Here is a 13,823-nt window from a genome sequence, read left to right on the forward strand (position 1 = left end):
ATTCGTTAACACCGTTGACGAAGTTCGCGTGGCGCTGGTAGAGTGGTGTTACCTGCCCGAGGTGAGGCGGGTTGCGCCTGACGGACTGAGCCTAACGGCCTGAGAGCCTGAGAGAGCGACATGCGATTTATCGACCTGCACCAGGGTTCTGCAACCGACCTCCGTACATCCCGGCGGGGCCTGGCCACGCTCGCCGCGCTGGCTGCGTTGTTGCTCAGCGCGTGCGCCGGTGACGATGGCAACTCGTTGAGCGGCGCGTCGGAGGGCGGCGCGGGAGGACCCGACGCGACGGGCGGGACGGGCGGCGCGGGCTCGCAATCGAGCGTGAACTCAGGCTCGGGCGCGGGCGCGGGCACGGGCACCGGTGCGGGCTCGCAGGCGAGCACGGGCGCGGATTCGGGCTCGGGCGCAGGCACCGGAGGTGCCGGTGTCGGCGGCGGTCCGGACGACCATCCTGCGTACGACCACTGCGTGAGCGGGTACATGCCCCACCCGAGCGACTCGGATCCCAACATGAAGGACGGCCCGGCGGAGTTCTTTCCGCCCGGCAACAACAGTCCGGACATCGTCGATACGACGGTGCAGCCCCAGGTCCTGGACTGGATGTATGAAAACAGGTGGCAGGACGCTCACGTCGAGTGGCACGCGATCCGCGCCTGCAACTTCGGGGGCGCCGGGAGCAAGGTGGGCATCTGCAAATTCAAGCAGCTGGTCCCGCAGGATCAGAACTGTCAGAGCGCCGGCGACGGCTATCAGTTCCTCGTGTTCCACCGCCACATGATCCAGGCGCTGCAGCAGCTCTGGCCCAATCATAAAGAGCAGTTCACGGGCTTCACCAAGTTCCCGACCAAGGCGGAAGATGTGCCGTCCCAGTGGCGCTCCGCGTGGAAGAACTGGGACGCGGCCGCCCTCGAAGCCGGGAAAATCGGCGATGAGATCGACAAGCCCGAGAACCTCGCGAGGTTCAAGGACGAAGGCGAGCTCGGCTTCTGGCTTCAGTGCAACGTGGGGCAGAAGCTGGCGGGGGCGACCAACATGCCGTGGGTGGGTCTCCACTTCGTGCTGCACGCCAAGTGGGCGCGGCCGGGCAACACGACGCACGGTGTGAACAACACCAACGCGAACATCGACAACTACATGTTCTGGAAGCTCCACGGCTGGATCGACAACGTGTGGGAGAAGTACCGGCGCGCCAAGGGGATGTTGCCGACCGATCAGAAGCTGAAGGACGATCTCGTCGCGCAGTGCCGCGAGATGGATACCGAGATCAAGATCATCAAGGAGAACCTGGACCCTGAAGATGTCAGGGATCCCAATGCGCCTTTGCCGGTGGAGTCCGGATACTTCCACGAGAAGGTGCGGCCCATCTTCGAGAGCGCGACGAACCTGTGCAGCGGCTGCCACGCCGAGTCGGGCCCCAACGCGGGGCTGTCGCTCGGTGGCCGCCTCAGCTCCAAGGAGATCGTCGACGGTCTGGTCAACGTGGCCTCCCGCGGCGGCGGCCAGTTCAAGCTCGTCGTCCCGGGCGACCCCGACCACAGCTGGCTCTACCTCAAGGCCGCCGGCAAGGCGGAAGGCGCGGGTTGCCAGCAGTCCTCCACGGCGCAGTGCATCTCGGGCGTGATGCCGCCCAGCACGGGGGGGCCGACGGTCAGCCCGGCGCAGCTCGAGATCTTGCGTAAATGGATCGCGGACGGCGCCCCGGGACCGACCTGATCCTGGCGAACGCTTGAGGTCGGCGAGAATCTGAGCTGCCGGCCTCACGACATTCGGGGCTCGGGGGGGCGCCATCAGCGCCCTCCGCCACGCACCCTCAGGCGTCAGAAGTGCCCAGGGCGCTCCGCCTCCCTCCTGGCATCCCGCACATCGTTCCCGTTGCTCGCCCCGTGGCATAGGCGTTAACCACGCTTCGCGCCGCGTTCTCCTACATCCTAACGTAAACGTTTACGTGGTCGTGGTCGTAGTCGTGGTCGTGGTCGTGGTCGTGGTCGTGGTCGTGGTCGTGGTCGTTCACGGCTTATCGTCGACGACCACGACCACGACCACGACCACGTAAACGTTTACGTTTACGTTTACGTTTACGTAAACGTTCACGCCGGTGACCGAGGGTGGAGGGGGGCGGGCTTCGTGCCCTGAGCGTGACCGAACGAGCTTGGTTAACGCCGATGAGGCGCCCTCCACGGGGCCGGGCAGCTCGGCACTACCTTGCACGCAACCGGAGACGGACCTGGGCGAGGCCGTACTAGGGTCCAGGTGGCGGGTAGGTCTCCTTCATCTCCTGGATCCAGCGCGAGACCACCTCCACGCCCGTCTCGTCGACCTTGTGCGTCCCGATGCGCGGCATCTGCCCTTCGAAGCCGCGGAGCACCTGGCGGGCGACAAGCAAGCTGCGCGACGGGTCCCCCGGCCGGATGTCGTACCAGTTGGCCGGGTCGGGGTTCGTGAGGCCCTCGTACTTCGCGTTTTCCGCGGGGCGCTTGTTGATGGCCGTCCGGGCGGCGTCCGTGGCCATCACTTCGCCGAGCTCGCTCGCCTCGAGCCGCAGGTACAGGCCCGTATCGTGGGCCGCCGCCTCGGGCAGGTCGTTGTGACAGCTCACGCCGCAGTTGGCGTGCAGGTAGCCGAGCGCCTGGCGCTCCACCTCGTTGCCAGGAATCGTGAGGGCGAGATGGCTCGCGTCCGCGATCACGCCGAGCTCGACCAGCGTCTCGGCCGAGATCCCCTGGGCGCCAGAGCCGAGCATCAGCGCGTCCCAGCCGAGGACGTAATCGACGCGTCCGACGTGGCACTCCTTGCACTGATCGCGGTTCGGCACCGTGTGGCCAGTGCCGTAGAGATCGGTCACGCCGAAGTCGTTCTGCATCTGGATCGCCTGCTTCTCGTCCTCGGACCACACATAGCTCGTGTAGACCCAGCCGGCGGCCGTCTTGCGCAGGAGGCGAGTCTCCGCGAGGCGCTGCGCGCCGCCCGCGCCCGTCACGCTGAACTCCTTCCAGAACTGCGTCCCCTCGGGGTAGATGAACGCGTCCGGATTGCTCGTGTCCACCTGCTGCCCTTTCGGAATCGACACGAAGCGCCGCTTCGCGGCGCCGTCGCTCCAGAGCTCCACGGCAGGCTTGTACTCGAGCACACCGCACGCGAGCTCGCGCTGATCGAAGTTCCCGTAGAGCCCCGTACAGCGCAGGTCCACCGGCAGCACGCCGTCGAGCGGCGCAGCGCAGTCCACGTCGGTGGGCATCGCGAACTCCGCGCAGCTCGCGCCCCCGGCGCCACCAGCGCCGCCTGCGCCGCCTGCGCCGCCTGCGCCGCTCGTTTGCGCGCCCGATCCGCCGCTGCCCACCGTGGCGCCCGACCCCCCTTCGCCCTCGGGCTGCGCCTGCCCGCCGCCCGAGCTGCATCCCGCCGCGAGCAGCAGCGCGCCGACGAGTGAACCGTTCCTCACGACATGAAAAAGCATGCGCGCAGTCTGCCACAGGAGAGGAGCGCTTGGGAGCGTGGAGTCACGCCTTCGCCATGCCGCATCGCGCATCGCGCCCGCGCCGCGCGCTTCATCCGGTCACCGGTCGTCTGCGTTCACAGGGATGTGAACGTCGATCAATCGACGATCGGCCGGACAGAAGCGGTGGAGCCGACAGAGCCCGATGAGGGCAGGGCGCCCTCTGAAAAGGCGAACCTATCGAATGGTCCACTCTTGCTGTACACCGCGCGTCCAGCGCCGGGTCGTTCAGGGCTCGGACACTCGCATGGCCTGTCCGCCGCGCTCTTGCGCCGCTCCGGCGCCATGCTCGCGCGGTCGCGGCGGGCGCGGTGCGGCCTCGGCAGCAGGCGCTGCTGACCGCGTGCTCGTGACGCAGCACCTGGCGCGCGAAGTCCGGCCGAAACGCGTGGAAATGCCTGGCACGGCGCGTGCGATATGCCGCCGCCGACGACGACGCGCGTCGGAGCAGCGACCCGGCACGGAGGGCGCGGCGGCGCGCCGCCCGGGCCCGCTGCGGCGCGCCGCCCGGGCCGTCACCCCGCCGAGCGCGCCCGAGAACAACCTTTTCACGGAGCCGTCGCATGAGTGGTCTCAGTCTCGTCTTCGATACGCCCCAGCTCGCGCAGGACTACGAGGTGCGCAGCGCCGATCGGCAGTTCCGCCATGGAAAGCGGCTGATCGCCGAGCTCGGCGTCCGCCCCGGCGATCACGTGCTCGACGTCGGCAGCGGCACCGGGCTTCTCGCAGAGCACGTGGCCGGCCTCGTCGGGCCGACCGGGAAGGTGCACCATCAGCCGGACGGGCGCGCCGCCATCGCCTTCTCCCAGGCGAGCTCGTTCGGCAACTTCCTCGGCCACCTGCCCGAGTCGCTGCGCAGCCAGGCCATCGAGGACATCCAGCGCGAGCTCGAGGCCTTCCGGACGCCCGAGGGCATCCGGCTCGAGGGGAAGCGCCTCTTCGCCATCGCACACAAACCGGCGTCGCACTGAGCCGACAGGTCGATGGCCGACCACCGCGCCGCGACGTCATTCCAGCACCCTTTTCGCTTTCTCTGCCACGAGGAGAATTCCGCATGAGCGCTACACAGAACCAGAGCAACAACGTCATCGAGATCGTCCCCGTCGCTGGCCGGATCGGCGCGGAGGTGCGCGGCGTGCGCCTCAGCGGCGATCTCGACGCCACCACCGTGAGCGAGATCCGGAAAGCCTGGCTGCGATACAAGGTCATCTTCTTCAGGGGCCAGCACCACCTCGACGACGGCTCGCAGGAGGCGCTCACCACGCTGTTCGGCGCCAAGCCCGTCGCGCACCCGACGGTGCCCGTGGTCAATGGCACCGAAACCATCCATGAGCTCGACTCGCGGGAGGGCGGGCGCGCGAACTCCTGGCACACCGACGTCACGTTCGTGGACGCCTACCCGAGGGCCTCGATCCTCCGGGCGCTCGTGATCCCGGCGTACGGTGGCGACACCGTCTGGGCCAACACGGTCGCCGCGTACCAGGATCTGCCGCCCGCGCTGCGCGCGCTCGCGGACACGCTGTGGGCGGTCCACAGCAACGAGTACGACTACCAGGCGCGGAAGCCGAGCTCGTCGGCGGACGACGTGCGGCGCTATCAGGAGGTGTTCACGTCGACCGTGTACGAAACCGAGCACCCCGTCGTGCGCGTCCACCCGGAGACCGGGGAGCGGTCGCTCGTGCTCGGCCACTTCGTCAAGCGGCTGCTCGGCGTTTCGTCCCACGACTCGACGCACCTCTTCCAGGTGCTCCAGGAGCACGTCACGCGCCTCGAGAACACCGTCCGGTGGCGCTGGGCCGCGGGCGACGTGGCGGTCTGGGACAACCGCGCCACGCAGCATTACGCGATCAACGACTACGGCGATCAGGTCCGCGTGGTGCGCCGCGTGACGGTGGACGGCGACGCGCCCGTCAGCATCGACGGCCGGCGCAGCGTCACCCGCAAGAAGGCGCCGCGCGCCGCCGCCGCGAGGAGCGAGAGCGCCGGGATCGCCGTGGCCACGGCGACCGCGTAGTCGCGCCGAGCCGAGGCGCGTCCGCGGGCGTCAGGGGATCCTTGACGGCCGCGGACGTGTGCGCTTCACCTGCGGCGGAGGAGCACCCCGTGGGTCCAACAAGCAAGCGCGACGACGCTCGAGACGGAGCGCAGAGCACGGCGCACGTCGTGGTGATCATGCTGATCGTGGCCTTCGGCGTGCTCGCGCTGCCGTGGATGGTCCTCCGGAAGCTGGACGCCCGGACGCCGACGGGCGGCGTGGCGGCCTCCGGCGTCCCGGACGAGGACCTCGCGCAGGGCGGCAAGATCTATTATCGCTCGTGCGCCAACTGTCACCAGGCCAGGGGGGAGGGGAAGCCGGGCCGCTATCCGCCCCTCACCGGCTCCTCATGGCTGCTCGAGGACAAGGAGACGCCGATCCGGATCACGCTGCTCGGCGCCGCCGGCCCGATGGAGGTGAACGGCGCGCTCTACAACGATGTGATGCCCAACCTCGGCGTCACGCTGTCGGACGAGGACGTCGCGCTGGTGCTCACCTATGTCCGGTCGAGCTGGGGGAACAGCGCGCCCGCCATCACGCGGGACGAGGTCGCGAAGGTGCGCGCCTCGCTGGGAGACCGGATGGAGCCGTGGGCCGGCGGCGCGGCGCTGTCGGCGGCGCGGGGGACGCGCGTCCTGCCCTGAGGCGCACAGGCGAGCGGGGCCGGCTGCCGCGGCGGCGCTTCCAGGCGAGAGGGGCGGTCACTCCCGCACGGGCTCCTGCAGATCCACCCCGAAGTGCTCGCGGTAGCCCCGCCGCGCGGCCTCGCGCAGGTCGTCGTCGCCGCGGCTGACCTGCTCCTCGAAGGCCTGCGCGTACGTCTCGGGATCGACCTCCCGCGCGCCGAAGCGCAGCTTCTTCCCGGAGAGCGTCTCGAGGACGAGCGTGGCCACCCGGTGCTCGGCGCCGCCGCGCGCGACGACGCCGAAGGGGAACAGGTGCACGAGCGTGAGCTGCGGCGGCGCGTCGCCGGCCGTCATCTCGGCGATGTACGCGGAGAGCTCGCGGCTCACGCGGTCCTGCGCCTCGTCGGAGAAGCCGGCGAGCAGCTCGGTCACCGCGGGCGGGAGGGGCAGGTGAGGGCCGTCGATCTGGTGCTGGAGCTCGTGCCGCTCGGTGCCGGCGAGCACGGCCCGCTCGAGCGTGGAGCCCAGGCGCTCGCGCAGCTTCGCCAGCGCGGCGTCGCAGCGCGCGAGGGCGCCGGCGTGAGCGCCGTCCGCCGCCGCGTGGCACGTCGCGCCCTCCTGATCGAACCGCTCGGCATAGGACCGGACCTCGGAGCCGAGGACGAGCGCGAAGGGATCCTGGTCGCGCGAGAAGCCGAGGTGGACACGGCGCTCGCCCGTCATCGGCTCCACGAGGAGCGTCGCGAAGCGGTCGTCGCCGACGCGGTAGGCGTGGACCTCCCTGACCCGGTAAGGCGTGGTGTAGAAGCGCCGCGTGGCGCCGTCGGCCGAGACGCTGAGATTGACGGCCGCGTCGAGGTAGTACCCGAGCCCGGCGCGTCGCGCTGCGTCGTTGGCCTCGGCGACGAGCCGGCCGAACGCGCGGCCGGAGAGCTCGAGATCGTCCACCTGAGCGGCCAGCGTCGCGAGCGCCGCGGCGACCTCCTCGCCGTCGGGCTGCGCCCTGGCGACCGCGAGCATCTCGCGGCTGCGCGCCCTGGTCAGCACCTGCGCCTCCGCGCCCGTGCCCTGCGCGCGTCCGCTGCGCGCGTGCGCGTCGCGGGCGATGCGCGCGCGCTCCCAGCTCGGCAAGAGCTCGCCGTACACCCGGTCCCATTCGGCCGTGGGCGCGCCGAGCCTCCAGTCGACGCCCTTCGGCGCGGGGCGGCCGAGCACGAGCAGCGCGCCCAGCAGCGCGGCGACCGAGGCCGCGGCCGCGCCTGCCGCCACGATCGGCCGGGCGCCGCCCGCGCTGGCCCCGATGCCTGGCTCCAGCTCGGCTTCGGGCACCATCACGCCGAGCGCGAGCACCTCGATCGCGGAGGCGAGCGCCGCCACGACCGCGGCGAGCAGGAGCGCGAAGAAGGCGACGGTGCCCGCCTCGACGCCCCAGCCGCCCGAGAGGAACGCGCGGTACACGAAGAGCAGCATGAGGCCGGGCATGGCCCACACGGCCGCGATCGCGAGGCCCGGGTGCTCGCGCCGGGGCACGCTGCGCGCGTACGCGAGGCCCAGCAGGGCGATCGCGAGCGGGCCGAGCACGAAGAGCAGCACCATGCCGTAGCCGAGCTGGAAGCGGGCGTCGGGCAGCGTCGCGACGAGCACGGCCGCGCGCGCGATCGTCTGCGCGGGGATCTCGCCGCGGGACGGCCAGAAGTAGAAGACGAGCGCCGCGGCGAGCGACGCGATGAGCAGCGCGCTGCCGCCCCTGCGCGTCCGCGCGTGGAAGCGCAGCACCACGCCCGCCGCGGTGAACGCGAAGACCGCGAGGAACGGGGCCGGCCGCGTCACCAGGCTGTCCGGCAGCGGCAGCATGTCCCACGCCGAGCTCCGGCGGCCGATCCACACGGCGACGTTCACGGCCACGAACGCGGCGAGCACGGCGATGGCGCGCGACGTCGGCCGCTCGACGAGCAGGCCCGCGCGCCGCTCGGTGCGCGCGCCGAGGAAGAGCAGCCACAGGCCGGCGATCGCAGGCGCGAGCGCGGCGACCTGGGCGGCGGGCGCGAGCTCGGGGAGCACGCTCCACACGAAGATCCCGTGGCCGTAGGCGACCTCGTACGGCACCAGCGCCGACAGCGCGAGCGCGAGGCCGCTCCACAGGCAGCGCGCGCGGAGGCGCTCGGCCGACATGCGGTAGAACATCGCTGTCGCGGCGCTCTCCTCGCCGGGAGGAGCGGCGGCGTCCGGCGGCGGGGCGGCGGCGTTCTGCGGGGCGCTGGCGTCGTGCTGCGGAGGGAGGAGGGGCGCGCTCACGGCTCGACCGCCGCGCTCGCGATGCGCGAGATCGACCGCTTCTGCGGGAACACCGGGTCGCGGTACCGCACCTCGAACAGCACGCGCTTCCCATCGGCGGAGAACCGCGGCACCCGCTCCGTCGCGGAGCCCGCCGTCAGCTTCTTGATCTCGCCGGTGGAGAGCGCCAGCACCGCGATGTCCGTACCGCCCGCGCCCCGCGTCTCGAACGCGACGCGCGCGGCGTCGGGCGAGAACGCGGGCCACGAAGCCCCGCCCGGGGCCGCGTACACCTTCCGGCGCCACGTCGCCGTGTCGATGACCGCGATCCCCGGCTCGGCGCCGTCGACGACGCACACGATCTTCGTCCCGTCGCTCGACGCCGCCGGGTTGCGCAGATCCTCCCCGGGCTTCGCGCGGAACGGGCGCTCGATCGACAGCGGCTGCTTGCCCACGTCGACCACCGCGAGGTGCGGCGCGTCGCCCTCCGACGCGTCGGGCACGTAGACGAACGCGAGCCTCGTCTCGTCGAGCCACGCGAACCCGCCGAGCGACTCATTCTCGGTGTGGAGGCCGAACACCTCCTTGCCGCCGTCGGTGTCGAGCACCATCAGATCGGCCTGCGCGTCCGCCTCCGGGCGATCGTAGACCGCCACGAACCTGCCGCCGGGGGCGAGCTTCGGGTCGACGAAGCGGTGCTCCGGGTCGACGCGCACGCGCTTGCTCTGCCCGGATCGGTCGACGACCGTGATCGTCTTCGCCCAGCCGACGAAGTCCTCCACCAGCGCGACCCGGTCGCCGTCACGCTGCGACGACGGATACGAGTACACGTGATACCCCCTCCACATCGGCTTGACCGCGCCAGGATCCGTCGTCGGGACGGCCGGCCGATCGAGCGGCCGCCACTCGACCGTCTCCAGCGCCTCGCTGCGGGCGAGGTCCCTGGACCTCACCGAGTGGAACACCGAGACATCGGCCGTCTTGACGAAATAGCCGCCCTCGGCCGTGCCCACGAGCAGGTCCTCCGCCGCCTGGGGCGACAGGAAGGTCACGCGCCCCTGCTCCTCGTCCTCGATCTCCTTCGCGCGGGCGGCGTACGCGCCGGCGGCCCGCTCGAGGTTCGCGGCGCGGTCCTTCACGAACCTGCGCGCCGACGCCAGCCGCTCCAGCAGCTTGATGTCCGATCCCTCCGTGATCTCGCGCACCGAGGGGTGGTCCATGAGCTGCGCGATCACCGCGTCGAGCGCCTGGGAGGCCATCGAGTTCGCGAGCAGCGCCATCGCGCGGTCCTTCTTCGTCGCCCCGGAGTAGCCGCGGATCCGCCCCTCGGTCGATGTGCCCTCGTCGAGGAACGTGAGCGTCACCGGCGCGTCGACCCGGAGCTCGAAGTAACCCTCCTTGATCGGGTGCTCCACGATCTCGGGCGCGAGGCGCGCCTCGATGATGAAGCCGGCGCCGAGCGCCTTCGCGGCCTCCTTCGGGTCCTTGGCGCTCTCCAGCGCCTTCATCACCTTCGGATCGCCGCCCTTCACGGGATCGAACCCGAGCTCCGCGAGGTGCTCGCCGAGCTCGTCGGCCAGCCTCGCCGCGGGCTGCGACCCCTCCCACCAGTACCCGTCGAGATCGATGGCCACGAGGATGCGCAGCGGATCGGTCGCCGTCATCGAGCGGAAGGCGAGGAGGCCCGCCGCCGCGATCACGAGGCCGAGCACCGCGAAGACCGGCCAGAGCCTGCGCTTCGGCACGAGCGCCTCGAGCGACTCCGGCGGTTCGGCCTCGGGGGCGGGGGGCTGCGCGTCGGTCGGTGTTCGGGGCTCCTCCATGGAAGGGGACGTGCCCTATCCGCGAGAGGGCGTAAAGCTGCGCGCCCCCCATGACCGTCCGACCATACTCTGCCGGCGCGGAGGGCTCGAGCTGGGCCTGAATTCGCGGAGGCATGCGTCGTGCAGGCGCGTCGAGCCCTGCTCTTCATCAACGAGGTCCCCGATGATCACCGCACATACCTTCCGACACACGCTTGCCCATCGCCTCTTCGCGCTGCTCGCGCTCCCCGCTGCTGCGGGCGCGGCCGGCTGCACCACTACCTATAGCAGCTGTCCCGAGGATCCCGAGCCCGTCTCCAAGGTGGCCTGCTTCGCGTGGCCGCAGGACGATGCTGACGGCCTCGGAGATGCTGGCGGCGAGGGGGGAGCCGGGGGGGGCGGAGGTGCCGGCGGGAGCGAGCCTGTCGCGTGCCCCTCGCGGTCGGAAGCGCAGGAAATCCTCAATCAGACCGGCGTCGGATCGCACAGCGTCAAGAGCGATGGAGCCTTGCAGGACGGCCAGTGCTGCTATCAAACGTACTTCATCCCGATGTGCGAGGGGCGCCCGTACCTCGTCGAGGAGGCGGCGCGGACAGCGCCGTTCGTCCGCGCCCGCGGCAGCGCCGGGTGGGGCGCGGCGGAGGCCGTCGCGCCGCGGATCGATCATCTCAGCGCGGATCTGCGGGCGGCGCTGGCTGCGGCGTGGACGCGCGACGCGCTCTTCGAGCACGCGTCCGTTGCCTCGTTCGGCCGCTTCGCGCTCGAGCTGCTCGCCGCGGGCGCGCCGGCCGATCTCGTGGAGGAGGCGCACCGCGCGGCGCTCGACGAGGCCCGCCACGCGCGCCTCTGCTTCGCCCTCGCGAGCGCCTATGCGGGCGAGGCGATCGCGCCGGGCGCGTTTCCCTTCGACGGGCGGGTGGAGGTCGAGGCAGATCTCGCGTCGATCGCGGCGCGCGCGGCGAAGGAAGGCTGCATCGGCGAGACCATCGCGGCGGTTGTCGCGGCCGAGGAGCTCGGCGCAGCGGAGGACCCGGCGGTGCAGAGCGCGCTCGCGATCATCGCCGCGGACGAGGCGCGGCACGCGGAGCTCGCGTGGGGCACGGTGGCGTGGGCGATCCGCGCGGGCGGCGAGCGGGTGCGGGCGGCGGTGGAAGAGGTGTTCGCGGGGCTCGGGCGCGCGGAGCTCGAGGGAGGCGACAGCGCAGGCGGTGCGCAGCTCGCGGCGCACGGGCGGTTCGGCGCCGCGGCGCGCGGCGAGGCGGCCGCGCGCGCGATCGAGGAGATCGTGCGGCCGGCGTCGAGGTTGCTCCTGGCGGGGCGCCCGGATGGAGCGGCCCAGAGCGCGATGATGGCTTGAGGGGAGGGGCCCTTCCGGTCGCCTTGTCCACGCGATAAGCTCCCTAACTGCCATGAAGGACGAGGCGCCAGCCTGAACGCCGCGTGTGGAACGGCGGCAACACCTGGCCTTTTCAGCGTATACATTTTGCGTCTTCCAGCACGATTCCGGCAGCCGGAAGTCTGTGCCCTGGGCGGCGACCGCGGATCCTGCTGCATGGATGCGCCCCCTGAACTCGGCACGCCCGCAGCGATCTCGCTCATTTCGAGGAGAGGTGGTGTCGTCAGAGGTTCGACCCACGAACCCGGCAGCCTTCTTGCACAGCCGCGCCGGTCGCAGGAGGCGCAATGAAAGCTCTATCCAGAGCGGGGCTCACCTCGCTCGTCGCCATGATCACGGCTATCGCCGGGTGCAAGGTGCTCGACGGCTGGAACGAACTCCCGTACTACGAGACCCCAGGCTTCACGGAATCCGAGACGTACTATCCGCCCCCCAAGATCTCCGCGGTGCCGCCCCCCCCGATCAGCGGCGGGACGCTCCTCGTGACCGCCGACAAGGCGCTTGCCATTGCGGCGGATCCGGACCGCGACAGGATCTCCATCGTCGACCTCGGCACGTTCGAGGTGGACGCCATCCTCCCTCTGGAGAAGGACGACGAGCCCGGGCGCGTGGCCGAAGGGGCGGCTGGCTCCGTTCATGTGGCGCTCCGCCGCGGGGGCGCGGTGGTCACGATCGATCTCGCGACCAAGGAGATGCACCGCAGGCCCGTTTGCCCCGCGCCCCGCGGGCTCGCGTACGACGCTTCGACAGACCTGCTCCACGTGGCGTGCGCGGGAGGCGAGCTCGTGACGCTCTCCTCGGATGTCACGGCCCCGCCGGTCCGCGAGCTCCGCCTCGACCGCGATCTGCGCGACGTGATCGTCGAGGGGGACTCGCTCCTCGTGAGCCGCTTCCGGTCCGCCGAGCTCCTGGTGATCGCGAAGGACGGGACCGTGGCCGAGCGCATCAGGCCGCCGGCGTACATCCCGGGCGAGCTCTACGACCGCGAGGACGACGCGCGTGAGTACGAGCCGGGGGTGGCGTGGAGGACGGTCCCGCTGCCCGGGGGCGGCGTGGCCATGGTGCACCAGCGCAGTCTCGTCAGCCCCGTCAGCCTCGCCAGCAACATGGGGGGCGCGGAAGCCGGCCTCTACTACTCGAAGAATTGCAACCAGAGGTTGCTCCATACCGCGATGACCCTCATGCGACCGCTGCCCGGCGAGGCCCATCCGTCGAACCCGGCGCTGTCCAGGCATGGTGGTGGCGGCATCGGGATCGGGGTGCTCCCGGTCGACATCGCGGTGTCACCGGATGGGCTCAGCGCGGCGATCTTACAGGCGGGCAGCCGCTATGTCATCGAGGCGCCGCTCGAGTCCCTCGAGCGGAACGACGGGGTCGACATTTGCTCGCTCGCCCCTGACCAGCGCCTCCTCATTGTCGCCGTCAGGAAAGAGCCCATCGCCGTCGGCTATGACGGAGAGAGAAACGTGCTCGTGCAGGTACGGGAGCCGCCGAGCCTCCTGCGCCTCGCGGCCCTCGACGGCGAGGAGCTCGGCGCGGTCGATCTTCCCGGTGAGAGCCGGCTCGACGATGCCCATGCCCTCTTCCATGGCGACGGCGGTGGAGGCCGCTACGTCACCTGCGCGTCCTGCCACCCGGAGGGGCATGAAGATGGCCGGGTATGGAACTTCGAGCCCATCGGACCGCGCCGCACGCAATCCCTCGCGGGCGGCGTCCTCGCGACGGCGCCGCTGCACTGGGATGGTGACCTGGTGAGCTTCGACGACTTCATGACGGAAGTCTTTGACAAGCGGATGGGCGGTTTGATTCGGGGCGTCTCGCACATCAAGGCGTTCGCGGCGTGGCTCGACACGATCGAGGCCCTGCCCCGGTCGAAACCGGCGGACGAGGGCGCCGTCGCGCGCGGCGAGGCGCTCTTCAACGACCCGACCCTGGCGTGCGCGAGGTGCCATTCCGGCGAGACGCTCACGAACAACAGGACGAGCGACGTAGGCACAGGCAAGCCCTTCCAGGTGCCCTCGTTGCGCGGGCTCGCGGCGCGCGCCCCGTACATGCACGATGGCTGCGCTGCGACGCTCCACGACCGCTTCGGCCCGTGCGGCGGAGGGGATCGACACGGCGTCACCTCGGCGCTCACGCCGGCCCAGATCGACGATCTCGTCGCGTACCTCGAGACGCTCTGACCCGAGCGCTC

9 protein-coding genes are annotated in these 13,823 nt (G+C 71.0%); 6 read left to right on the forward strand and 3 right to left on the reverse strand.

What is annotated here, in order from left to right; all coding sequences use genetic code 11:
* Positions 1-246 precede the first annotated feature (246 nt).
* Positions 247-1,716: a hypothetical protein gene (locus tag WME82_RS16960; protein WP_438043665.1), complete on the forward strand. Its 1,470-nt coding sequence runs from the start codon at positions 247-249 to the stop codon at positions 1,714-1,716.
* Positions 1,717-2,242: 526 nt separating this feature from the next.
* On the opposite strand, the gene WME82_RS16965 is transcribed toward WME82_RS16960, so the two are convergent.
* A complete protein-coding gene (locus WME82_RS16965) occupies positions 2,243-3,442 on the reverse strand; it encodes a hypothetical protein (RefSeq protein ID WP_438043666.1) in 1,200 nt (399 codons plus the stop codon).
* A gap of 617 nt (positions 3,443-4,059) precedes the next feature.
* On the opposite strand from WME82_RS16965, the gene WME82_RS16970 reads away from it, so the two are divergent.
* The 3 genes from WME82_RS16970 (at position 4,060) to WME82_RS16980 (ending at position 6,175) form a co-directional block, all read left to right on the forward strand.
* Complete coding sequence (locus WME82_RS16970) at positions 4,060-4,467, forward strand: hypothetical protein (protein WP_438043667.1); 408 nt, start codon at positions 4,060-4,062, stop codon at positions 4,465-4,467.
* Positions 4,468-4,550: 83 nt separating this feature from the next.
* Positions 4,551-5,510, forward strand: a complete 960-nt coding sequence (locus tag WME82_RS16975) for a TauD/TfdA dioxygenase family protein (RefSeq protein WP_438043668.1) — start codon at positions 4,551-4,553, stop codon at positions 5,508-5,510.
* Between the two features lie 89 nt (positions 5,511-5,599).
* Positions 5,600-6,175, forward strand: coding sequence for a c-type cytochrome (locus WME82_RS16980; RefSeq protein WP_437746508.1), 576 nt, complete (start codon positions 5,600-5,602; stop codon positions 6,173-6,175).
* 57 nt (positions 6,176-6,232) lie between these two features.
* Here the strand turns inward: WME82_RS16980 and WME82_RS16985 are convergent, their stop codons facing one another.
* Together WME82_RS16985 and WME82_RS16990 are read right to left on the reverse strand one after the other, a co-directional pair.
* Complete coding sequence (locus tag WME82_RS16985) at positions 6,233-8,452, reverse strand: hypothetical protein (protein WP_438043669.1); 2,220 nt, start codon at positions 8,450-8,452, stop codon at positions 6,233-6,235.
* Positions 8,449-10,254, reverse strand: a complete 1,806-nt coding sequence (locus tag WME82_RS16990) for a hypothetical protein (protein ID WP_438043670.1) — start codon at positions 10,252-10,254, stop codon at positions 8,449-8,451. The genes WME82_RS16985 and WME82_RS16990 overlap by 4 nt, the downstream gene beginning before the upstream one ends.
* A 163-nt stretch (positions 10,255-10,417) precedes the next feature.
* On the opposite strand from WME82_RS16990, the gene WME82_RS16995 reads away from it, so the two are divergent.
* Together WME82_RS16995 and WME82_RS17000 are read left to right on the forward strand one after the other, a co-directional pair.
* Positions 10,418-11,590: a ferritin-like domain-containing protein gene (locus WME82_RS16995; RefSeq protein WP_438043671.1), complete on the forward strand. Its 1,173-nt coding sequence runs from the start codon at positions 10,418-10,420 to the stop codon at positions 11,588-11,590.
* 326 nt (positions 11,591-11,916) lie between these two features.
* The gene (locus WME82_RS17000) at positions 11,917-13,812 is read left to right on the forward strand and encodes a c-type cytochrome (protein ID WP_438043672.1); all 1,896 of its coding nucleotides are present in this window, start codon (positions 11,917-11,919) and stop codon (positions 13,810-13,812) included.
* Positions 13,813-13,823 lie beyond the last annotated feature (11 nt).

The organism is Sorangium sp. So ce128, assembly GCF_051525245.1.
Lineage (GTDB): Bacteria > Myxococcota_A > Polyangia > Polyangiales > Polyangiaceae > Sorangium > Sorangium cellulosum_B.